This is a genomic window from Pseudomonas sp. GV085 (genome assembly GCF_003050925.1).
GTDB lineage: Bacteria > Pseudomonadota > Gammaproteobacteria > Pseudomonadales > Pseudomonadaceae > Aquipseudomonas.
The window spans coordinates 13,352-33,750 of record NZ_QAOV01000015.1 but is presented as its reverse complement, the minus strand read 5'-3'; the positions used below and the strand labels follow the sequence as shown (position 1 = coordinate 33,750).

General features: G+C 61.6%; 21 protein-coding genes and 1 pseudogene. 8 read left to right on the top strand and 14 right to left on the bottom strand.

Annotated elements, in window-relative coordinates:
* Positions 1 to 4: 4 nt before the first annotated feature.
* Complete coding sequence (locus tag C8K63_RS25570) at positions 5 to 790, bottom strand: sulfite exporter TauE/SafE family protein (RefSeq protein WP_108219213.1); 786 nt, start codon at positions 788 to 790, stop codon at positions 5 to 7.
* Between the two features lie 397 nt (positions 791 to 1,187).
* Here C8K63_RS25570 and C8K63_RS25565 point away from each other — a divergent pair, with 397 nt between their 5' ends.
* Positions 1,188 to 2,009 (top strand): aldo/keto reductase, encoded by an 822-nt coding sequence (locus tag C8K63_RS25565; protein WP_108219212.1) that lies wholly within the window; start codon positions 1,188 to 1,190, stop codon positions 2,007 to 2,009.
* 29 nt (positions 2,010 to 2,038) lie between these two features.
* A complete protein-coding gene (locus C8K63_RS25560) occupies positions 2,039 to 2,509 on the top strand; it encodes a DUF1810 domain-containing protein (protein WP_108219211.1) in 471 nt (156 codons plus the stop codon).
* On the opposite strand, the gene C8K63_RS25555 is transcribed toward C8K63_RS25560, so the two are convergent.
* Positions 2,474 to 4,834: a DNA polymerase II gene (locus tag C8K63_RS25555; RefSeq protein ID WP_178086792.1), complete on the bottom strand. Its 2,361-nt coding sequence runs from the start codon at positions 4,832 to 4,834 to the stop codon at positions 2,474 to 2,476. The two genes, C8K63_RS25560 and C8K63_RS25555, sit on opposite strands and share 36 nt — an antisense overlap.
* A gap of 332 nt (positions 4,835 to 5,166) precedes the next feature.
* On the opposite strand from C8K63_RS25555, the gene C8K63_RS25550 reads away from it, so the two are divergent.
* Positions 5,167 to 5,607, top strand: coding sequence for a CBS domain-containing protein (locus C8K63_RS25550; protein WP_108219209.1), 441 nt, complete (start codon positions 5,167 to 5,169; stop codon positions 5,605 to 5,607).
* A 64-nt stretch (positions 5,608 to 5,671) separates the two neighbouring features.
* On the opposite strand, the gene C8K63_RS25545 is transcribed toward C8K63_RS25550, so the two are convergent.
* Positions 5,672 to 6,295: a glutathione S-transferase family protein gene (locus tag C8K63_RS25545; protein ID WP_108219208.1), complete on the bottom strand. Its 624-nt coding sequence runs from the start codon at positions 6,293 to 6,295 to the stop codon at positions 5,672 to 5,674.
* A gap of 261 nt (positions 6,296 to 6,556) precedes the next feature.
* Here C8K63_RS25545 and C8K63_RS25540 point away from each other — a divergent pair, with 261 nt between their 5' ends.
* Entirely contained in the window at positions 6,557 to 6,997 is a 441-nt protein-coding gene (locus tag C8K63_RS25540; RefSeq protein ID WP_108219207.1) for a phage infection protein, read from the top strand.
* Between the two features lie 77 nt (positions 6,998 to 7,074).
* Here the strand turns inward: C8K63_RS25540 and C8K63_RS25535 are convergent, their stop codons facing one another.
* Positions 7,075 to 8,166, bottom strand: coding sequence for a DUF1615 domain-containing protein (locus C8K63_RS25535; protein ID WP_108219206.1), 1,092 nt, complete (start codon positions 8,164 to 8,166; stop codon positions 7,075 to 7,077).
* Between the two features lie 137 nt (positions 8,167 to 8,303).
* On the opposite strand from C8K63_RS25535, the gene C8K63_RS25530 reads away from it, so the two are divergent.
* Positions 8,304 to 9,839: an FAD-dependent oxidoreductase gene (locus tag C8K63_RS25530; protein ID WP_108219205.1), complete on the top strand. Its 1,536-nt coding sequence runs from the start codon at positions 8,304 to 8,306 to the stop codon at positions 9,837 to 9,839.
* 120 nt (positions 9,840 to 9,959) lie between these two features.
* Here C8K63_RS25530 and C8K63_RS25520 read toward each other — a convergent pair whose 3' ends face one another.
* Positions 9,960 to 10,670 carry a glutathione S-transferase family protein gene (locus C8K63_RS25520; RefSeq protein ID WP_108219204.1) on the bottom strand — a complete coding sequence of 237 codons (711 nt, stop codon included), beginning with the start codon at positions 10,668 to 10,670 and terminating at the stop codon, positions 9,960 to 9,962.
* Positions 10,671 to 11,033: 363 nt separating this feature from the next.
* Between C8K63_RS25520 and C8K63_RS25515 the strand changes: the two genes are divergently transcribed.
* On the top strand, positions 11,034 to 11,705 hold the full coding sequence (locus C8K63_RS25515) for a histidine phosphatase family protein (protein WP_108219203.1): 672 nt from the start codon (positions 11,034 to 11,036) through the stop codon (positions 11,703 to 11,705).
* A gap of 138 nt (positions 11,706 to 11,843) precedes the next feature.
* Here C8K63_RS25515 and mnmH read toward each other — a convergent pair whose 3' ends face one another.
* The 5 genes from mnmH to C8K63_RS25490 form a co-directional block, all read right to left on the bottom strand.
* Positions 11,844 to 12,947 carry a tRNA 2-selenouridine(34) synthase MnmH gene (mnmH, locus tag C8K63_RS25510; RefSeq protein WP_108219202.1) on the bottom strand — a complete coding sequence of 368 codons (1,104 nt, stop codon included), beginning with the start codon at positions 12,945 to 12,947 and terminating at the stop codon, positions 11,844 to 11,846.
* The gene (selD, locus tag C8K63_RS25505; RefSeq protein ID WP_108219201.1) at positions 12,947 to 13,981 is read right to left on the bottom strand and encodes a selenide, water dikinase SelD; all 1,035 of its coding nucleotides are present in this window, start codon (positions 13,979 to 13,981) and stop codon (positions 12,947 to 12,949) included. The genes mnmH and selD overlap by 1 nt, the downstream gene beginning before the upstream one ends.
* Before the next feature lie 88 nt (positions 13,982 to 14,069).
* The gene (locus tag C8K63_RS25500) at positions 14,070 to 15,026 is read right to left on the bottom strand and encodes a zinc-binding alcohol dehydrogenase family protein (protein ID WP_108219200.1); all 957 of its coding nucleotides are present in this window, start codon (positions 15,024 to 15,026) and stop codon (positions 14,070 to 14,072) included.
* Between the two features lie 28 nt (positions 15,027 to 15,054).
* Positions 15,055 to 15,228 carry a DUF1427 family protein gene (locus C8K63_RS25495; RefSeq protein WP_108219199.1) on the bottom strand — a complete coding sequence of 58 codons (174 nt, stop codon included), beginning with the start codon at positions 15,226 to 15,228 and terminating at the stop codon, positions 15,055 to 15,057.
* Positions 15,229 to 15,334: 106 nt separating this feature from the next.
* The gene (locus tag C8K63_RS25490) at positions 15,335 to 16,114 is read right to left on the bottom strand and encodes a helix-turn-helix domain-containing protein (protein WP_108219198.1); all 780 of its coding nucleotides are present in this window, start codon (positions 16,112 to 16,114) and stop codon (positions 15,335 to 15,337) included.
* A 146-nt stretch (positions 16,115 to 16,260) separates the two neighbouring features.
* On the opposite strand from C8K63_RS25490, the gene C8K63_RS25485 reads away from it, so the two are divergent.
* On the top strand, positions 16,261 to 16,488 hold the full coding sequence (locus C8K63_RS25485) for a DUF6555 family protein (protein ID WP_108219197.1): 228 nt from the start codon (positions 16,261 to 16,263) through the stop codon (positions 16,486 to 16,488).
* 34 nt (positions 16,489 to 16,522) lie between these two features.
* A complete protein-coding gene (locus C8K63_RS30390) occupies positions 16,523 to 16,663 on the top strand; it encodes a hypothetical protein (RefSeq protein WP_158273962.1) in 141 nt (46 codons plus the stop codon).
* Positions 16,664 to 16,666: 3 nt separating this feature from the next.
* Here C8K63_RS30390 and C8K63_RS25480 read toward each other — a convergent pair whose 3' ends face one another.
* The 4 genes and pseudogenes from C8K63_RS25480 to C8K63_RS25470 all read right to left on the bottom strand — a co-directional run bounded on the left by C8K63_RS25480 (position 16,667) and on the right by C8K63_RS25470 (position 20,134).
* Complete coding sequence (locus tag C8K63_RS25480; RefSeq protein WP_108219196.1) at positions 16,667 to 16,828, bottom strand: metallothionein; 162 nt, start codon at positions 16,826 to 16,828, stop codon at positions 16,667 to 16,669.
* A 115-nt stretch (positions 16,829 to 16,943) separates the two neighbouring features.
* Positions 16,944 to 17,699 (bottom strand): methyl-accepting chemotaxis protein, encoded by a 756-nt coding sequence (locus C8K63_RS31290; protein ID WP_371920807.1) that lies wholly within the window; start codon positions 17,697 to 17,699, stop codon positions 16,944 to 16,946.
* A gap of 102 nt (positions 17,700 to 17,801) precedes the next feature.
* Positions 17,802 to 18,620 (bottom strand): annotated as a pseudogene (locus tag C8K63_RS31285) (cache domain-containing protein); the annotation flags it as partial.
* A gap of 197 nt (positions 18,621 to 18,817) precedes the next feature.
* Positions 18,818 to 20,134, bottom strand: coding sequence for a Na+/H+ antiporter family protein (locus C8K63_RS25470; RefSeq protein WP_108219194.1), 1,317 nt, complete (start codon positions 20,132 to 20,134; stop codon positions 18,818 to 18,820).
* Positions 20,135 to 20,399: the final 265 nt, after the last annotated feature.

Sequence of the window (20,399 nt, the reverse complement as noted above, 5' to 3'; positions counted from 1 at the left end):
TGAATCAGAACGCCAGTTTGTAGCCGATCAACAACAGCATGGTCGCCAGGCAAGGGCGCAGCAGTTCGTCGGAGATGCGCCCGGTCAGGTGGCTGCCCAGGTAAATCCCCGGCAACGAACCCACCAGCAAGTAACCCAGGACGTGCCAATCCATGTTGCCCATGCTGGCATGGCCAAGGCCCGCGACCAGGGTCAGCGGCACGGCGTGGGCGATTTCAGTCCCCACCAGGCGGCGGGTCGGCAGCATCGGATAGAGAATGAACAGTGCCACGGTACCCAGCGCACCGGCGCCGATGGATGTCAGCGCGACCATGGTGCCAAGGACCAGCCCGGTGATGACTGTCAACACGTTCAAGCGCAACCCGCTGGGGTTGTAATGGCCGCCCGCCCGTTTGTGGGCGAAGTCGAGCAGGCGCTTCTTGAACAGGATCGCCAGTGCCGTGGCAAACAACACAAAACCGAGGGCCTGCTTGATGATCGCGTTCATCGCCTCGGGGGCGCTGTGCAGAGTGCTGAGGAACCACAGCGTCAACGCCACCGCGGGCACGCTGCCCAAGGTCAGCCAGCCGGTAATCGCCCAGTCGATGTTGTTGTTCTTGCGGTGAACCAGTACGCCGCTGGATTTGGTGATGGCGGCGTACAGCAGGTCGGTACCGACCGCCGTCGCCGGGTTGATGCCGAACCCTAGCAGGATCGGGGTCATGAGCGACCCGCCACCCACGCCAGTCATGCCGACGATGAAGCCGACAACCAGCCCGGCAACGACCAACCCGATGTTCACTAAATCCATGAATACGTCCACAAAGAGCGCAAGGGAAATCTGGCCCGCAGCATAGCGACATTTCTTATAACCAGTTATATCGATGCGATCTATCTTTATGCCTTAGGCACTTCCCTTGTGGGAGCAAGCTCACTTGTATGTTTAGACTTGAAGGGGTGGGCCGACGGAGGGGATCGCCGCAGGCTGCCATGGATAGAGCCGGACATGGCGAAAAAGTGCAGAATCGGGCGGCACTGGCAGGGGAATGTTCAAAGAAAAAACGGATCAGAAAATCATCAGCTCGGTACACACTCCCTGTAGGAGCTGCCGCAGGCTGCGATCTTTCGATCTTGAACAATCAAAGTCAAAAGATCGCAGCCTGCGGCAGCTCCTGCACTATTCACCGAATACACACAGGAGGGTTTGCATGCGCACGCTTGAATTGGCTGGCGCCAGGGTCCCGGTTATCGGACAGGGGACCTGGCAGATGGGTGAAGACCGCTCACGGCACACGGAAGAAGTCGCGGCCCTGCGCCTGGGCATCGAACTGGGCATGACCCTGATCGACACTGCTGAAATGTACGCCGAAGGCGGCGCCGAGGAAGTGGTCCGCGATGCCATCGCCGGCCAGCGCGACAGCGTCTTTCTAGTCAGCAAGGTGTACCCGCACAACGCGAGCCGCCAGGGCATTCCCCTGGCATTCGAGCGAAGCCTGCGCCGGCTCGGCACCGATTACATCGATCTGTATCTGCTGCATTGGCGCGGCCAGTATCCCCTGGAGGAAACCGTTGAAGCCTTCGAACGCCTGCGCGAAGACGGCAAGATCGGTCGCTGGGGCGTGTCCAATTTCGACCTCGACGACTTGCTGGAACTGGACGCCCCGGCCTGCGCCACCAATCAGGTGCTCTACAACCTGGCACAACGGGGCATAGAATTTGATTTATTACCCTGGGGCCGACAACGACGGCTGCCGGTCATGGCTTACTGTCCGATCGACCAGGGCGGAAAACTGCTCACCAATGCCACTCTCAAACAGGTGGCCGCCCGACACGGCGTGACGCCGGCGCAAGTTGCGCTGGCATGGATTGTGCGTCAGGACGGTGTGATCGCTATCCCCAAAGCGGTCCGCCCAGAGCATGTACGGCTCAATGCCCAGGCTGCCAGATTGCAGCTTGAAGCCGGGGATCTGGAGGCGCTGGACCAAGCGTTTCACGCGCCACAACGCAAACAGCGGCTGGCCATGGTCTGAACCACCGCAGTCAGTCAGAGAGCTTCACCATGAGAAGCACCGACCACCTGGACCCGTTCAATCTGCAACGTTTTCTCGAGGCTCAGGACCCGGTGTTCAACCGGGTTCAAACCGAGCTGAGCAACGGGCACAAGCGCAGTCACTGGATGTGGTTCATTTTTCCGCAGTTCGCCGGGCTCGGCGGCAGCGAGATGTCGCGCCGCTTTGCCATCCGCTCGCGGGAGGAAGCCCTGGCCTACCTTGAGCACCCGTTGCTGGGCGCCCGGCTACGCGCCTGCACCCAGGAAGTGCTGAACATCCGGGAGCGCTCGGTGGCCGGGATTTTCGGCCATCCCGACGACCTGAAGTTTCATTCCTCGATGACCCTGTTTGCCCAGGTCACCGCCGCCGACAGCCTTTTCCAGCAAGCCCTGAACCAATACTTCCACGGCATCCTGGATGACTGGACCCTGTCGCTGATGGACTCAAAACAGGCCCAGTTGCCCCCCAATCAGGGTTGAGAAGTCGTCGTCGACAAACGGCAGTATCGCGTCCGCCACCGGTTGCAGCTGCCGGGTGATGTAGTGGTCGTAATCGATGGGCGCGCTGCGCACTTCCAGCGGTTCGGGGCCGGCGACGGTGATCACGTAGCTGATCCAGCCGCCGTTCTGATACTGGCGCGGGCGACCCTGCCGGTCGTTGTACTCGTCGGCCAGACGCGCCGCGCGCACATGGGGCGGCACGTTGCGCTGATAGTCATCGAGGCTGCGGCGCAGGCGCTTGCGGTAGATCAGCCGGTCATCGAATTCACCGGCCAGGGTCTTGCGCACGTAGTCACGCACATAATCCTGATAGGGCTGGCGCAGGAAGATCCGCGAATACAGCTCCTGCTGGAATTGCCGGGCCAGCAGCGACCAGTCGGTGCGTACGGTTTCCAGGCCTTTGTAGACCATTTCGTCGCTGCCGTCGGCACGGGTTACCAGCCCCGCGTAGCGCTTTTTACTGCCTTCTTCAGCGCCGCGGATGGTCGGCATCAAAAAGCGCTTGTAGTGGGTTTCGAACTGCAATTCGAGAACGCTTTGCAAGCCGTATTCCTGCTTCACGTGCTCGCGCCACCACTGATTGACGTGCGCCACCAGCGCCTGGCCGATCTGCGCCGCCTCCTGCTGACCATGGGCCCGACGCAGCCAGACGAAGGTCGAATCGGTGTCGCCATAGATCACTGCATGCCCCTGGGCCTCGATCAACTGGCGGGTGCGCAGCATGATTTCGTGCCCGCGCAAGGTGATGGACGAGGCCAGGCGCGTGTCGAAGAAGCGACAACCGCTGGAGCCCAGTACACCGTAGAAGGCGTTCATGATGATTTTCAGCGCCTGGGACAGCGGTGCGTTGTGTTCGCGCTTGGCGGTTTCCCGGCCTTCGGCCACCCGGGCGACGATGGATGGCAGGCAATGCCGGGTGCGCGAAAAGCGCGCGCCACGAAAACCCGGCACCGACTCGCTGTCGTCCGGGTGCTCGAGCCCTTCAATCAGCCCCACGGGGTCGATCAGGAAGGTGCGGATGATCGACGGATAGAGGCTTTTGTAGTCCAGCACCAACACCGATTCGTACAGTCCCGGTTGCGAGTCCATGACAAAACCGCCGGGGCTGGCTTCGGGTGGCTTGCTACCCAGATTCGGCGCAACGAAACCCTGGCGGTGCATCAACGGCATGTACAGGTGAGTGAACGCCGCCACCGAACCGCCCATGCGGTCGGCCGGCAAACCGGTGACGCTGGCCCGCTCCAGCAAAAAGGTGAGCAACTCGGTCCTGGCGAAAATCCGCGTGACCAGTTCGCAGTCCTTGAGGTTGTAGGTGGCCAGCGCCGGTTTGTCCTCGGCGAACATGCGATTGATTTCGTCCATGCGCTGGTACGGGTTGTCGATGGACTTGCCCTCGCCGAGCAGGGTTTGCGCGACGTTTTCCAGGCTGAACGAGGGGAAACTCCAGGTCGCCGAGCGCAGGGCCTCGATACCGTCGATGATCAGGCGGCCAGCCGCAGAAGCGAAGTAATGGTTGCCGTTGCCGTGTTCGCGCCACTGCATTTCCTCGCCGCCACGCCCCAGTTTCAACGGCACCGCCAGGCGCCGGGCGTGTTCGTGAAGCACCCGCAAGTCGAACTGCACGACGTTCCAGCCGATGATCGCGTCGGGGTCGAAGCGGGCAAACCATTCGTTGAGTTTTTTCAGCAGCAAGGTCCGCGAGTCGCAGTATTCGAGCTGGAAATCCACCTGGCTGGCGTCGCCATTCGGCGGACCGAGCATGTACACCTGACGCTCGCCGCAACCTTCCAGGGCAATGGAATACAACTCGCCCCGGGCTGTGGTCTCGATGTCCAGGGACACCAGTCTGAGGCTCGGCCGGTAGTCGGGGTCGGGTTTCATCTGCGCGTCGAGCAGCAGGCCCTCGGCATTCGGCGTGCCACTGAAACGCACCGGCGCGGTGATGAAGCGCTCCATCATGTAGCGTTCCGGCGGGCGCACGTCGGCTTCGAACACCTCGACACCGGCCCGGCGCAGCGCGGTTTCCAGGCGCATCAACTGGCCATGTTGCTGGCAGTAAAGCCCGAGGACCGGGCGATGTTCGAAATCCTGCAGGGCCAGGGGCCTGAGCTCGACGTTTTTCTCGTCATGCAAAACGCCTTCGGCCGCCTGACGCTGCGCAGCAGGGATGAACGCCACTGACGGTTGATGAGGCAGGCGGATGCGCCGGGGACCGCTGTCGGTCGCCAGCCAGAACTCGACTTCCGTGCCGGCCGGGGTGTCGCGCCAATGCCGGGTCAGGACGAAGCCCTGCTGTAGATCCACCACTGCAAACCTCGAAACTGATTCAGAGGGTGATTCTACCCGTCATCAGTCGCGATAGCGCGTTTGCCGCAGGCCTGTCAGGCAGACACACTAACTGTAGGAGCGAGCCTGCTCGCGATAGCGGATTAACCTTCAACGAAGATATTGGCTGTCAGTCGGTCATCGCGAGCAGGCTCGCTCCTACAGGTAGTGTGCCGGGACAGAAATGAGGGGATTGCCAAAGAAAAACCGTCGAATGACGTTTTTTGCGCGTTATCTGCCGCTTTCGCCCTTGCCCTGAACGCTCGTGTCTACGATTCTTCAAGAACAACGACAACACCCGAGTAACCACCATGAAAACCGTCGCCCAACTGCTCAAGCTCAAAGATCAGAAGAATCAGGAAGTGCACCAGATCAAACCCGATCACATGGTGCTCGAAGCGCTGATGAAGATGGCCGAGAAAAACGTCGGCGCCTTGTTGGTGGTGGAGAATGATGAAGTGCTGGGCATCATCAGCGAACGGGACTATGCACGCAAACTGGTGCTGCACGGCCGCTCTTCGGTGGGTACGCCGGTGCGCGACATCATGGTGTCGCCGGTGATTACCGTCGACACCCATCAAACCGTGGAGACCTGCCTGGGCATCATGTCCGAAAAACGCCTGCGGCACTTGCCGGTGGTGGAAGGCGGCAAATTGATTGGCCTGTTGTCGATTGGTGACCTGGTCAAGGAAGCGATCGCCGAACAGGCGGAGCTGATCAAGCAGCTGGAGCAGTACATTCGCGGGGAGTGAATCCGCACACGCCGCCCCCCCTGTAGGAGCGAGCAGGCTCGCTCCTACAGGGGGGGTTGGGTGTTCAGGCTGGCCAATGCCGGGCGAATACCGGCGTCAGCGCCGGGTAGCGGTCGATGCGTTCCAGCCAGGCGAAAAACCCCGGCCTGGCATTACGCAAATGCTCCCGACTGCCCGCCCATCGCGAGACCACCGCCGCCAGCACATCCAGCGCCCCTGGCTTCTCGCTGCCCAGGTACAACTCGCCCGAGAACTGATCGGCAAACACCTCCCAACTCCAGTGCAGGCGCCTGCGGGCGCCCTCCATGAGGTTGTGCCTGGACGACTCATCCGCCTCGGCCAGCCAGCGTTCGGGGTAATCGATGATGCCGATGGCCGCATAGCAATTGCTGACGATGTACGCCATGCCGCGAATGGCCTGGGCCCGCTCGGCCGGGTCTGACGGCAACAACCCCGACGCGGGAAAGGTCAGCCCCAGGTGAATCAGGATCGCCGCGCTCTCGGTCAGGACGCCGCCATCGGGTAGCTGCAAGGTCGGAATCTGTTTGAGCGGGTTGAGTTTCTCCAGCGCCTGGGCCGCCTCTGCGGAGGTCTCGACATCGATGAAGCGATAAGGAACATCACAGAGTTCAAGGGCGGCTTCGATGGCCGCCGCCCCGGAGTTCTGATAACCGTAGAGCTGGTACATAAACGTCTCCTTTCACACCGCGATCTCTGCAGTGCCTCATCATCCGTCCCGGCAGAGGAACGCGCCAGCTATCCAGTGTAGAAGCCGCCACCCGCCACACAGCGGCCATCCGACGATCGCACCATCACGCTCACAAGGGGTATCGCGCAGGCCCTATCATTGCCGTCGATACTCACCATCACCTCAATGAAGTTCTCTTAAAAAATCCCCGGCGTAACATCTGCTCCATACCCACCCACAAGCACCCCGGAGCACACCATCATGAAACGCCAAACCCTCCTCAGCATCGCTTTCTCGGTTTTCGCAGTTAACGCTTTCGCCGCTACCTCTGCTCAACCTGTGGTCGCTGAAGGCGGCTCGGATCGTCTGATTGAAAGCCGTGTGGCCGAGGGTGGTTCCGATCGCCTGATCGAGAATCGTGTGGCTGAAGGTGGCTCCGACAAACTGCTGCAGAATCGCGTTGCCGAAGGCGGCTCCGACAAGCTGCTGGAAAACCGCGTTGCCGAAGGCGGCTCCGACAAGCTGCTGGAAAACCGCGTTGCCGAAGGCGGCTCCGACAAGCTCCTGCAAAACCGTGTTGCCGAAGGCGGTTCCGACAAACTCCTGGAAAACCGCGTCGCCGAAGGCGGTTCCGACAAACTGCTGCAAAACCGCGTCGCTGAAGGCGGTTCGGATCGTCTGATCGAAAGCCGCGCTGTCTGAATGCAGTGCTTTACCGCAGGACTCGACGAAAACCCGGCCTCACCCGCCGGGTTTTTTATGCTTTTTTTGCACCGCAATTACTTCCCTGCCCGCGCCATGCAGCGCTGGTAACGTTCATCGACCCGTTTGGCGAACCACGCGGTGGTGAGTTTGCGGGTGATTTTCGGGCTTTGCAGCACGATCCCGGGCAACACCTCACGGGGTAACGGCCGGCCCTCGGCCCGTTCGGCCAGCTCGAAAACCCGCCGATAGAGTTTGCTGTCTTCGAACGCCAGGGTTTTCCCCTCTTCCAATTGCTCGCGGATCGTCGGATTGCGCAGGTCCAGTTGCTTGCCGAGGGTGCGCACGGCCAGTTCCGTGGTGCCGGGCATGATCGAACCGTAGTTCACCAGATCGCCATCCAGCGCCAACGGGATACCGGACGCCCGGCTCACTGCGTTCTGAAACGCGGCGTTACGGCTGGCGTACCAACCCGCGTTGAAGTCCGCAAAACGGTACAGCGGCTGCGGGTAGCTCACCGGGTACCCAAGCAGATGCGCGATGCCGAAATACATGCCGCCGCGCCGGGTGAACACTTCATGGCGAATCGAACCCTTCACCGGATACGGATAGCCCTTGGCCTGCTGCTCGGCAAAATCGATGCCGACCTGCATCGGCCCGCCGGTATGCACCGGGTTGAAGCCGCCGAACAGTTTTTTTCCCATCGGCACCATGTCGATGAAGTCGTCGAAAATCGCGCTCAGTTCCTTTTCACTGCGCGCGGCGTTCAGGCGGTCGCTGTAGCTTTTGCCGTTGGGCGAATCGAGCATTAACGCACCGTTCACCAGCAGGCCGGGAATGTGTGCCCTGGCGGCGCGGCGGTCGATCTCGTCGCGGGCGATCTTGCCCAGGCCCGGTACGCCCGGATCGACCTGAAAGGTTGACTCCTGTTCGGTCACGGCCAGCACCGAGCACAGGTTTTGCGTGGTCGGCGAGATGTCTTGCGCGGTAAACGCCACCTGGATATCCGTGGCCCAACCCTGGGGATCGGCAGCTTTCGCCGGCAGCAAACGCACAATCTCTGCCTTCACTTGGGCCGGGGTGCGCGTCGTCGACTCCTGGGTCCGCTGACTGCCGCAACCGGTCAAAACCAGCAACACGGCGACGCTTGTGATCAATCTGATTTGCATGTCGTTCCATCTGATCCGTTGGTCCGGGCCAACCATACGACCAATGGCAGGTCAGCGGCTACGGCCATGGCAGTCCGATGGTTGCCGCCCTCCCCGACTGGACCATACTTGTTCCACATAGCGAGGAGGACAGGTTCATGCACCGCAGCGACGTGTTGATCGTCGGCGCCGGCCCGACCGGGCTGGTCCTGGCGTTGTGGCTGAGCAAACTGGGCGTGCGCGTGCGGATCGTCGACAGAACCTCCGCCCCCGGCACAACCTCCCGGGCGCTGGCCGTCCAGGCACGGACGCTGGAGTTGTATCGCCAGCTCGGACTGGACGACGCCGTGGTGCAAAACGGCCATCAAGTAAAGGCCGGCAACTTCTGGGTCAAGGGTGAGCCCGTGGCGCACCTGCCCCTGTCTCAGATCGGTGAGGGCCTGACGCCCTACTCGTTTCTCGAAATCTTCCCGCAGGACGAACACGAACGGCTGCTGATCGAGCGCCTGGAAGCCTTCGGTATCACGGTGGAACGCAACACCGAACTGACAGGTTTCGAGCAAACCGCAGACGGCATTACGGCCACGCTGCACCTGCCTGACGGTCAACAGGAAATCTGCCAGGCCTGTTACCTGGCCGGGTGCGACGGTGCCCGGTCGATTGTGCGCAAGACCCTCGACACCGGGTTTCCCGGCGGGACTTACCAACAGATTTTCTACGTCGCCGACGTGCAGGGCAGCGGCCCGACATTCAACGGCGAATTGCATGTGGATCTCGATGAGGCGGACTTCCTCGCCGTGTTCCCACTGGGAAGCGGTGGTCGCGCGCGCTTGATCGGCACGGTGCGCGACGAACGCGCCGAACACGCCGAGACCCTGCGCTTCGAGGACGTCAGCAGCCGGGCCATCGAGCACATGAAGGTGAAAATCGAGCAACTGAACTGGTTTTCGACCTACCGCGTGCATCACCGGGTGGCGGATCACTTCCGCGACGGCCGGGCGTTTTTGCTGGGCGATGCTGCCCACGTCCATAGTCCTGCGGGCGGCCAGGGCATGAACACCGGGATCGGCGACGCCATCAACCTGGCCTGGAAACTCGCGGCCGTGTTGAGCGGCGGTGCCGAGGCCAGACTGCTCGACACCTATGAAACCGAGCGCATCGCCTTCGCCCGCAAACTGGTGGCCACCACCGACCGGGTCTTCACCTTCGTCACCGCCGACGGGCCGATTGCCGATTTGCTGCGTACGCGCCTGGCCCCGTTCTTGTTACCGAAAATGACCTCGTTCGAAACCTCCCGTCAGTTCCTGTTTCGCACGGTGTCGCAGATCACCCTGAATTATCGGGGCATGCCATTGAGCACGGGCGTTGCCGGGCACGTGCATGGCGGCGATCGCCTGCCCTGGGCCCATGACGGTGAGGGGGATAACTTTGAGTCGCTGAAATGCCTGACCTGGCAAGTGCATGTCTATGGCGACACCAGCGACGAGATGATCGCCTGGTGCCACGAGCACCACCTACCGCTGCATGTGTTCGACTGGCGGCCGGCGTTCGAAGCGGCAAACCTGGGGCGCAACGGCTTTTATCTGCTGCGGCCCGATACCTACGTGGCGATTGCCGAGACGTGTGCGGACCCGAAAGTGATCGAACGGTACTTCCGTGACCACGGGATCCGGCCGTTTTTTGGCGCACCCTGAGAACACAACATCACCTTGTGGGAGCGAGCCTGCTCGCGAAAGCGGAGTGCCAGACGACATGGATGTTGAATGTGCCGGCCTCTTCGCGAGCAGGCTCGCTCCCACAGGTTTTGCGGTGGATCAGCTCGCGACCGGACTCGGAATCTGCAACCCGCGCATCACCGCTGGCCGTGCCAGGAACCGCTCCAGCACCCGCGTGACATTAGGGAAGTTCTGAATGCCCACCAGATCGCCGGCCTCGTAGAAGCCGATCAGGTTGCGCACCCACGGGAAGGTGGCGATGTCGGCGATGGTGTAGCGCTCGCCCATGATCCAGTCGCGCCCTTCAAGCCGGCCGTCGAGCACCTTGAGCAGGCGTCTGCTCTCCTCGACGTAGCGGTCACGGGGGCGCTTGTCTTCGTAGTCCTTGCCGGCGAATTTGTTGAAAAACCCGAGCTGGCCAAACATCGGCCCAATGCCGCCCATCTGGAACATCAGCCACTGGATCGTTTCGTAGCGCGCAGCCGATTCCTGGGCCAGCAATTGCCCGCTCTTGTCGGCCAGGTAGATCAGGATCGCCCCCGACTCGAACAGCGCCAACGGCCGGTCGTCCGGACCGTGGGGGTCGAGGATCGCCGGGATCTTGTTGTTGGGGTTCAACGACAGGAATTCCGGGGACATCTGGTCATTGGTGTCGAAGCCTACCCGGTGCGGTTCATAAGGCAGGCCGATCTCTTCGAGCATGATCGAGACCTTGACGCCGTTGGGGGTCGGCAAGGAGTACAGCTGAATCCACTCCGGGTATTGGGCAGGCCATTTGCGGGTGATGGGGAATGCGGACAAATCGGTCATGGGCTGGATCCACGAAGACATTGAGAGTGACGATCATAATGTAGATATCCACTCAGCGATCCCTTGAAGCCATCAATCTCGCTGATAGAGGAGATCAAAAGAGATCACGACCGGTTTCAACACCATCCGGTGTACCTTAGCCAAAAATTCGAAACATCCTGTCGATATCCTTCGCTGCAACCCGTTGAAGGTTACCGGTACATTGCTGCGCTTTTGGCCGGAATCGAACCAAACGGGTTCAGGGGACTCAGAGCACCACTCCTTTGAAAACGGACCGGTTTCAACGACATGGAAAGCACCAGGCAAATCGTGGTGTAAAGGTTTGTCAGCCTTAACCGAATAGTGCTGAAGATCCCTTTATTCATGAACCTGTTCAATTTTGCCCAACGCTTTAAACATCGCGTTTACCTTTTGTTGCCCGCCTTGTTGGTAGTCAGCGCGTTGTTCCTGTCGCTGGAGTCCGGCCCTAGCCGCGCCCAACCGATGGATGGCACCCAGACGCTGGTCTTCCTGCGCCACGGGGAAAAACCCGCCGGCGGCCTGGGCCAGCTCAATTGCCAGGGCCTGAACCGCGCCATCGGCCTGGCGACGCTGCTGCCGGAAAAATTCGGCAACGCCAACTATGTGTTTGCGGCCAACCCGACCCGTAACGTCGAGGAAGGCGAGTTCGACAATTCCTACAGTTACATCCGCCCCCTGATGACCATCAGCCCCGCCGCCATCAAGCTGGGCCTGCCGGTGAACATCAATTTTTCCGCCAACGACACCGATGACCTGGCCGAAGAACTGCTCCAGGGCAAGTATCACAACTCGGTCATCTACACCGCCTGGTCCCACGGCTACCTGCCGGAGCTGATCAACACGGTGGCCGGCGAAGCCACCGGCCAGGATGCGAAGATCATCGACGACTGGGAGTCCAGTGATTACGACTCGCTGTATGTGCTGACCCTGACCTGGCACGACGGCAAGGCCAGTTTGCAGAGCCATGTGTACAAGCAAGGGCTGGATAATGGCTCTCAGACTTGCCCGACCTGAGGTTGTGTGTCGTTTGATCGGACCTCATCGCGAGCAGGCTCGCTCCTACACTGGATCTGCGTCGAACACAAAACCTGTGTTTGATGAAGATCGACTGTAGGAGCGAGCCTGCTCGCGAAGGGGCCAGCAAAAACAACTTCAACCCTTCTGATTCAACCTCTCGCGCAAATACTCAAGCACCGCCCCCCGCTCCCCGGAAAACTCGATCCGTGCGTCTTTCTTCTCGCGCTGGAACGCATACATCGGATCGTAATACTCGCGCAGCAACCCTTCGATCCAGTCCCGGTGCAGATCCACCGCGCCACTGCGGGCCTGCTCCGCCAATGCCTCTTCCATCAAAGCCAGCAGGCGCCGATGACGTTCGCCGCCCAGGCGTTTCTGCACATTGTTCAGGCTCGCCAGCAACCGCTCGGAAAACAGCGCAAAGCCCTCCTCGCCATGCACGCCGATGAATTCGGCGCACAGATCCACCACGTAGTCGCGCAGGATCCGCTCGACCCGACCCTCAAAGCTGTCTTCCAGCCAGACCATCGGGAACTGCTGCATGCCCTGGTACAGCGGCAACGGCAGCGCACAACTGCCCACCGCACGGCTTTCGTCTTCCAATACGAACTGCTCGATGCCCCGGGCGCGTTTTTTCAGCACGTCGATGGCCAGCCGGTTTTCGAAGTCGATATTCGAGGGTTGGCCCGTGGCGCGCTTGCCGAAACTGGAGCCGCGATGGTTGGCATGACCTTCAAGGTCCACGCCGTTGTTCAGTTGCGTGAGCACCTCGGTCTTGCCGGTGCCGGTCATCCCGCCCAACAGGACGAAATCGCACTGGGCCACGGCTTGATCGAGGGTGTCCAGCAGGAAGGTGCGCATGGCCTTGTAGCCGCCGCCCACCCGTGGATAGTCGATGCCGGCCTCGTCCTTGAGCCATTGCTGGACAATCTGCGAGCGCAGGCCGCCGCGAAAGCAATACAGCAATCCATCCGGATGCGCCCGGGCAAAATCGGCCCAGGCCTGGATGCGTTCGGCCTTGACCGCGCCCGACACCAGTTGATGCCCCAGCACAATGGCCGCTTGCTGACCGTGCTGCTTGTAGCAGGTACCGACCCGCTGGCGTTCATGGTCATTCATCAACGGCAGGTTGATCACGCCGGGAAACGCGCCCTTGTCGAATTCGACCGGCGCGCGGGTGTCCATCATGGGCCGGTCGTTGAGGAAGATGCCGCGGTAATCGGTGTAATCGACAGACATCAAAACACCTCGACCGCGTTGCTCTGTCGCTCGACCAGTTCACCGATCGGTTCCAGGCTCAGGCCCAGCTCAGCGGCCACAGAAAGGAATTGCTCGCGGCCTTCGGGCGTCACGGCAATCAGCAGGCCGCCGCTGGTCTGCGGGTCGCAGAGCACGCGTTTGTGCAGTTCCTGAAGGCGTCCGAGTTTGCTGGCGTAGCTGTCGAAATTGCGCAGCGTCCCGCCCGGTATGCAGCCCTGTTCCAGGTAATATTCGACCCCCGGCAGGCGCGGTACGCGGTCATATTCAATGCGCGCCGTGAGCTGGCTGCCGTCGGCCATTTCCACCAGGTGCCCGAGCAGGCCGAAACCGGTGACGTCGGTCATCGCGGTCACGCCGTCGAGCTTGCCGAAGCGGCTGCCGGGTTTGTTCAGGGTGCACATCCAGTCCCGGGCCAGGCCGATGTCGGCGCTGCGCAATTTGCCCTTTTTCTCGGCGGTGGTGAGGATGCCGATGCCCAGGGGCTTGGTGAGGTAGAGCAGGCAACCGGCGGTGGCGGTGTCGTTGCGCTTCATGTGGCGCTTTTCCACCAGACCGGTGACGGCCAGGCCAAAGATCGGTTCTGGCGCGTCGATGGAGTGCCCGCCTGCCAGCGGGATGCCCGCCTCGTCACACACCGCACGGCCGCCGCGTATCACCTCCCGGGCAACTTCCGGGGCCAGCACGTTCACCGGCCAGCCCAGAATCGCAATCGCCATCAACGGATCGCCGCCCATCGCATAGATGTCGCTGATGGCATTGGTGGCAGCAATTCGGCCGAAATCGAAGGGATCGTCGACGATCGGCATAAAAAAGTCGGTGGTCGAGACCACGCCGCGTTCTTCGTCGATGGAATACACCGCCGCGTCGTCGCGCGAGGCGTTGCCGACCCAGAGTTTCGGGTCGAGGTTCTGCGCCCCGCTGCCGGCCAGGATCACTTCCAGCACCTGGGGGGAAATCTTGCAACCGCATCCAGCGCCATGGCTGTACTGGGTCAGGCGAATCGGTTCGCTCATGGGGGCACCTCATTGGGTCAATGGGGCCGATTCTAACAGAGCGAGGCCGGCGCAAGGCGTTGCGCGGCTGCGGACATTGTGGGAGCGGTTATGGCAGCAGAATCACCTTGTCACCGCTGCCTTGATTCACTTCGGCATAACGCTCCAGGCCTTCAGCCAAAGGCGACTCGAACAGGCCCCGGGGCAACGGCAACAGATCCTGATCGAAAAACTTGCCGAACTGCTCGAGCATCGCCGCACAGGCCTGTACCCCGTACAGCAACGAGTTGATCCCCACCACTGAGCCACCCTTGCGATACAACGCCAGGGCCGGCAACTGCACGTGACCGTCCACGGGCGCTGCGATGATCGCGATACGGCCGAACGCGGCCAGGGCGGGTACCGAGGCCGGCAACCAGAATCCGGTGGTGTCGAAAATCACGTCGGCGCCGCCAGCGAACACGGCGTTGACCTGAGCCCCCAGGTCTTCGGGTTTATCCAGTTGCAGGGTCTGATAGCCCTGATCCTGCAAGTCCTTGACCTGTTCCGGACGTCGCGCGGCCGCCAGCACCCGGGCACCACGCACCTTGGCCAGAGCCAGCGCGGCACTACCGACCGCCCCGCCACCGATGACCAGCAATCGGCTTTCGGCCGTCACCAGGCTGCGCTCCAGCGCATCCCACGCCGTGGTGTACGGGACGCCGAGGCTGGCGGCCTGGGCGAAGCTCAGGTGCGTGGGTTTGAGCGCCACGCCATTGGCCGGCAACTTGACGAACTGCGCGTGGGAACCGTCGGCGAAAAAGCCCAGTTCCCGCCCTGTGCCCCAGACTTCCCGGCCGATCAGCGCCTGCGGGCCGGCCACGACCACCCCGGCAAAATCCCGACCGGGAATTCGCGGCAAGGTGGTGTAGGGAAAACGTCCCAGCACGTTCTTCACATCGCTGGGGTTGAGACCAGCGGCCTTGATCTCGACCAGCACTTCATCGGCGCCGGGCACGGGGGTCGGCACCTCGACGTAGCGCAGGGCCGAGAGATCACCGGTTTTGTCGAATTGCAGAGCTTTCATGGGCGTGTCCATTGAATAAAGGAAGGGTTCAGGAGACCCAGCCAGCCACCAGTTCTCGGCCCATCGGCCAGAGCTTTTCGCCGGCGAGCATGCCAAGCAGGCCTACCAACGCGATTGCCGGGGGTGCGGGGGAACGAAAATCCAGGGCGCCGTAGAGCAGACCGACGCCCAGACCGATGGCCAGTGACATGAGGAGGTTCATGACAGACTCCGGGGGCAATTGAGGTATGCGCTGAGTCTAGAGGGCGACACCTTTGAGCATCGGCCAAGTGCTTCTGAATTTCGGCCAAAGCACGGCGCCTGTGAACTCAGTCCTGGCGTTGCGCCGCAGGAAACTGCGAGGGGGCGACACCCAGCTCACGACGAAACATGTCACTGAAGCTGCTTGGCGAATAGCCCAGCTCCCGGGCAATCGCACTGACCGGTACGCCCTGGATCAACTCGGCCACCGCCGTCGCCAGTTGCACCTGACGCCGCCACTCGGCGAAGCCCATGCCCAGACCGTCCTTGAACAGCCGCGCCAGGGTGCGCACGCTGGCTCCGGCGTTATCTGCATGTTGTTCGAAAGGAATATCCAGTGATGGCGCAGCCATGACCGCCTGACACAAATTCATCAATCGCCGGTCGGAATCGTCCGGCAGCGGGATTTTCAGCAGCGAACGCCTGGCGCGCTTGAGTTCCAGCAGCGCCAGCCCCACCAGCGCGTCGTAATAGTCGGGCGGCCCGTCGTTGCCCTGCTCCACCAGGCCGACGATCAGCTCGCGCAGCAAACCGCCGACCTCAATGACTTGCACGCTGTCATCCAGGGTCGCCGCCAGGGATGGACGCAAGTAGATATTGCGCATTTGCAGGTCGGACACCACGCGAATCCCGTGGGGCACGCCGGGCGGCAACCACACCGCCCGCTGCGGCGGCACCACCAGCGCCTCGTGCGGCGTCTCGACCCACATCACCCCGCTCATCGCATACAGCAACTGGCCCCAGACGTGCTCGTGAGGCTCGATGTACAACCCCCGCGGATAGGTGCGAGCCAGCGGTTGCACGGGCACATCGGTGTCACTCAGGTCAGGTGGTGCGGCGAGGGCCATGGTCTATGTTCATTGGGGGGCGGGAAGGCCCCATGGTAACGAGGCACCGAACTTGTCGCCAGCAACCGCCGCCGTCCGACAAACCGAATGAATTTTCCAGATGGCGCGCGATCCTTTTATGTACAACAGGGAGGAACCGGAGCTTTATGAACAATGCAAAATTATTCGTCATCGAGTACACCCTCCATGGCGCTCCGAAATCATTCATTATCCGCCTGGAAAAAATGGATAACGCAGAAGCCTGGCATTGGGCGAGCTGCGACGCAGGGGTGGGGCGAATCCCCCGTTTCGGACGCGAGAAAGTGCAAAAGACCAGCAAGCCGATGGCGGAAAAATTTGGCGTGGAAAACGTCAAGTGGCGGCCGACGAACTGATCACTGGCAACCATCAGGATCGGGCAGAAAGAAAATGACCGCGACACCTGTCGGCAGCCCTGCGCGGCTGGACTACGGTCTGGACACGCTATCGGGGAGCATCAGCAAAAGCGCCGAGTGCCTGATCGGACTGGAAGTGGAGCCAGACCAGGCTCCACTTTTGCGTGTGCCGTGATTTTCAGTGGGCACACTTGCAGCCTTGGGAAGCGCACGCTTCGCCATGCTCGTGATGCTTGGCACAGGCTTCGCAGCAATAGTGCTTGCCGTGACGGGCAATCGGATGTTCACCGAGTTTGCAGGAACATTTCGGGCAATCGCAGATACTTTCGCGGTCAATCATGGGGCTGACTCCTCTTGTGTGGTCGCCAGTGCTCAGATGCACACAGTAAGTGTAGGAGCTGCCGCAGGCTGCGATCTTTTGTGGCGAGCAAGCTCGCTCGCCACAAATGTTTTAATCAGATCCGGAACTGCCCCACCAGACCGCCCAGGCGCTGACCGAGGTCGGCCAGGCTGCGCGAAGTCTGCGCGCCGAGCTGGGTTTCGTCGGCGACGCTGTCCACCGCCACGGCAATCTGATGCACGCTGCGATTGATCTCTTCGGCCACGGCGGTCTGTTCTTCGGCAGCACTGGCGATCTGCGCGTTCATCGAATTGATGGTCGCGATCAGTTGGGCCATGGTGTCCAGCGAAGCCCCCGCCTCGTTGGCCTGGGCCGAGGTGCCGTCGCCGGCCTCGCTGGAACGACGCATCGCCTCCACCGCCGACCGGGTACCGGCCTGCAAGCGGTCGATCATGCCCTGGATTTCCTGGGTGCTGGTTTGCGTGCGGCTGGCCAGCGCCCGCACTTCATCGGCCACCACCGCAAAGCCGCGCCCGGCCTCGCCGGCACGGGCGGCTTCGATGGCCGCGTTGAGCGCCAGCAGGTTGGTCTGCTCGGCAATCGAACGAATCACCCCGAGCACGCTGACGATCGACGACACGTCCTTTTGCAGGCTGTCCAGGGACACGCCGCTGCTGCGGATGTCGTCCACCAGCGCATGAATTTTCTCGATGCTGCCGGCCACCACACGCTTGGCCGCCTGGCCTTCTTCGTCGGTCTGCTGGGCAGCCACCGCGGCGTTCTGCGCGCTCTTGGCCACTTCCTGGGCCGCCGCCGACATTTCGTTGATGGCCGTGGCCACCTGATCGGTTTCGTGACGCTGGCGTTCCATGGCCTGGTCCGAACGGTTGGCCTGGTCGGACACCTGATTCACCAGTCCGGTCAGTTGCGAGGTCATTTCGGTGATCTGCCGCACCAGCCCGTGGATCTTGTCGACGAAACGGTTGAAGGAGCCGGCCAGTTCACCGAGTTCGTCCTGGCTGGTGATCGTCAAGCGGCGGGTCAGGTCGCCCTCACCTGCCGCGATGTCGTCGAGGTTGGCTTTCATCAGATGCAGCGGACGCAGAATGGTGTTGGCCAGCAACATCCCGGCAGCGGCGATCACCAGCAGCACCACGAGCGCCACGCCGACGATGCTCAGCACCATGCCTTGCATGCGCTCCTGGACCTTGGCCTCGACCACCGCCACTTGCGCTTCGATGCCGTCGAGATTGACCGAGGTACCGACCGCCATGTCCCACTTCGACAGGTATTCGGTGTAGCCGAGCTTGGGCACCAGCACCTGGGTGTTGCCGGGCAAGGGCGAGCTGTATTGCAGGTAGTGCGTACCGTCCCTGGCGACTTTCACCAGGTCGCGGTTGACGTAGACACCGTTCGGGTCGCGGTTGTCCTTGAAACTCTGGCCCACGCCTTCGGGGCTGTTGGCCTTGAACAGGCGCACGGTGTTGGAGTCGTAGCCGAAGAAGTAGCCATCCTTGCCATAGGTGATGCTCGACAGCAGCTTGATCACCTGGGCCCGCGCCGCCTCATCGCCGGGGGCGGCCGCGTCGTAGAGCGGTTTGATCGTGGTCATGGCCACGGCCACGTAGCTTTGCAAGGTCGCCTTGGCATCGCTGAGCAGGCGCTCGCGGGTCTGCTCCACTTCCTTGCGCGCCTGATCCTGCAGAATGAACAGCGTGGTCAGGCTGATGACCAGCGCAAACAGCAACACCGGGAGGACGGCAAGGGACAGGACTTTAGCCTTGAGGCTCATGCGCATGACGTTCACTCTTTTGATTTTGTTGGCGTGGTTGAAAGCTTTAACGGCACGTCAAATCAAAAGTTGAATTCAGTCATCAGGGACACTGAAGATCCCCTGTAGGAGCGAGCCTGCTCGCGAAGGTGTGTCAGCTACCTTGGTGTCGGCTGACACACCATCGCGAGCAGGCTCGCTCCTACAGGGGTTTCGGGTTACAGAACCATCGCCGCCACCCAGCCAAACGCCAGCAGCGGCAGGTTGTAGTGCAGGAAGGTCGGGACCACGGTGTCCCAGATGTGATGGTGCTGACCGTCGATGTTCAGGCCGGAGGTCGGGCCGAGGGTCGAGTCCGAAGCCGGTGAACCGGCGTCGCCCAGGGCACCGGCGGTGCCGACGATGCACACGATGGCAATCGGGCTGAAGCCCAGTTGCACGCACAACGGCACGAAGATCGCCGCCAGAATCGGCACGGTGGAGAACGACGAGCCGATGCCCATGGTCACCAGCAACCCCACCAGCAGCATCAGCAAGGCGCCGATGCCCTTGCTGTGATCGATGTACGCCGCCGACGACTCGACCAGCGTCTGCACCTCACCGGTGGCCTTCATCACTTCGGCAAAGCCTGAGGCTGCGATCATGATGAAGCCGATCATCGCCATCATTTTCATGCCTTCGGTGAACAGGTCATCGGTGTCGCGCCATTTGACGATGCCCGACACCGAGAAAATCAGGAAACCGGCCAATGCACCGATAATCATCGAATCCAGCAACAACTGAATGATGAATGCCACCGCGATGGCCACGCCGGCCACCATCAGGCTCAGCGGGTTGTATTGCACCGCCACTTGCTCGACCTGTTCGATCTTTTCCAGGTCGTAGACACGCTTCTTGCGGTAGCTGACAAACGCGATCAGCAGGCCTGCCACCATGCCCAGGGCTGGAATGCCCATGGCGTGGGTCACATTGATGCCGCTGATGTCCACACCGCTGCGGGCGACGTTGGCCAGCAGGATCTCATTGAGGAAGATGTTGCCGAAGCCCACCGGCAGGAACATGTAGGGTGTGATCAAACCGAAGGTCATGACACAGGCGATCAGGCGACGGTCCAGTTGCAGCCTGGTCAGCACATATAGAAGCGGCGGCACCAGCAACGGAATGAACGCAATATGGATCGGCAGGATGTTCTGCGAGGCAATGGCCACGACCCAGAGCAGGCCGATCAGCAGCCATTTGACCTGGCCACCGCCGTTGGCGTGCTGGCGATCGACCATCGCCAGGGCCTTGTCGGCCAGCGCATGGGCCATGCCGGACTTGGCAATGGCCACCGCGAAAGCCCCGAGCAAGGCGTAGGACAACGCCACCGTCGCCCCGCCACCGAGGCCACTGTTGAAAGCCTTGAGCGTCGCTTCGATCCCCAGGCCGCCGGTCAAACCACCGACCAGCGCACCGACGATCAGCGCGATCACCACATGCACGCGGGACAGGCTGAGCACCAGCATGATGCCGACCGCGGCAATTACTGCATTCATTGTCATACCTCTGGGCAAGCGAAAAGAGTCCGGCCGGCAGTCTGCGTGAGCTGCCAGCGGATAAAAGGAATGGGTCTTATTAGAGGGCGCGCACTTTGCCGGACCGCTGCCGCCTTGTCAAAGCCAACACAATTCCCGGTAGGAGCTGCCGCAGGCTGCGATCTTTTGCTTTTCATTCCCTTGATGGCGCTGAAGATCAAAAGATCGCAGCCTGCGGCAGCTCCTACGTGTGTGGGGGGGGGGGCGATATTCATTGGCTCGGCAT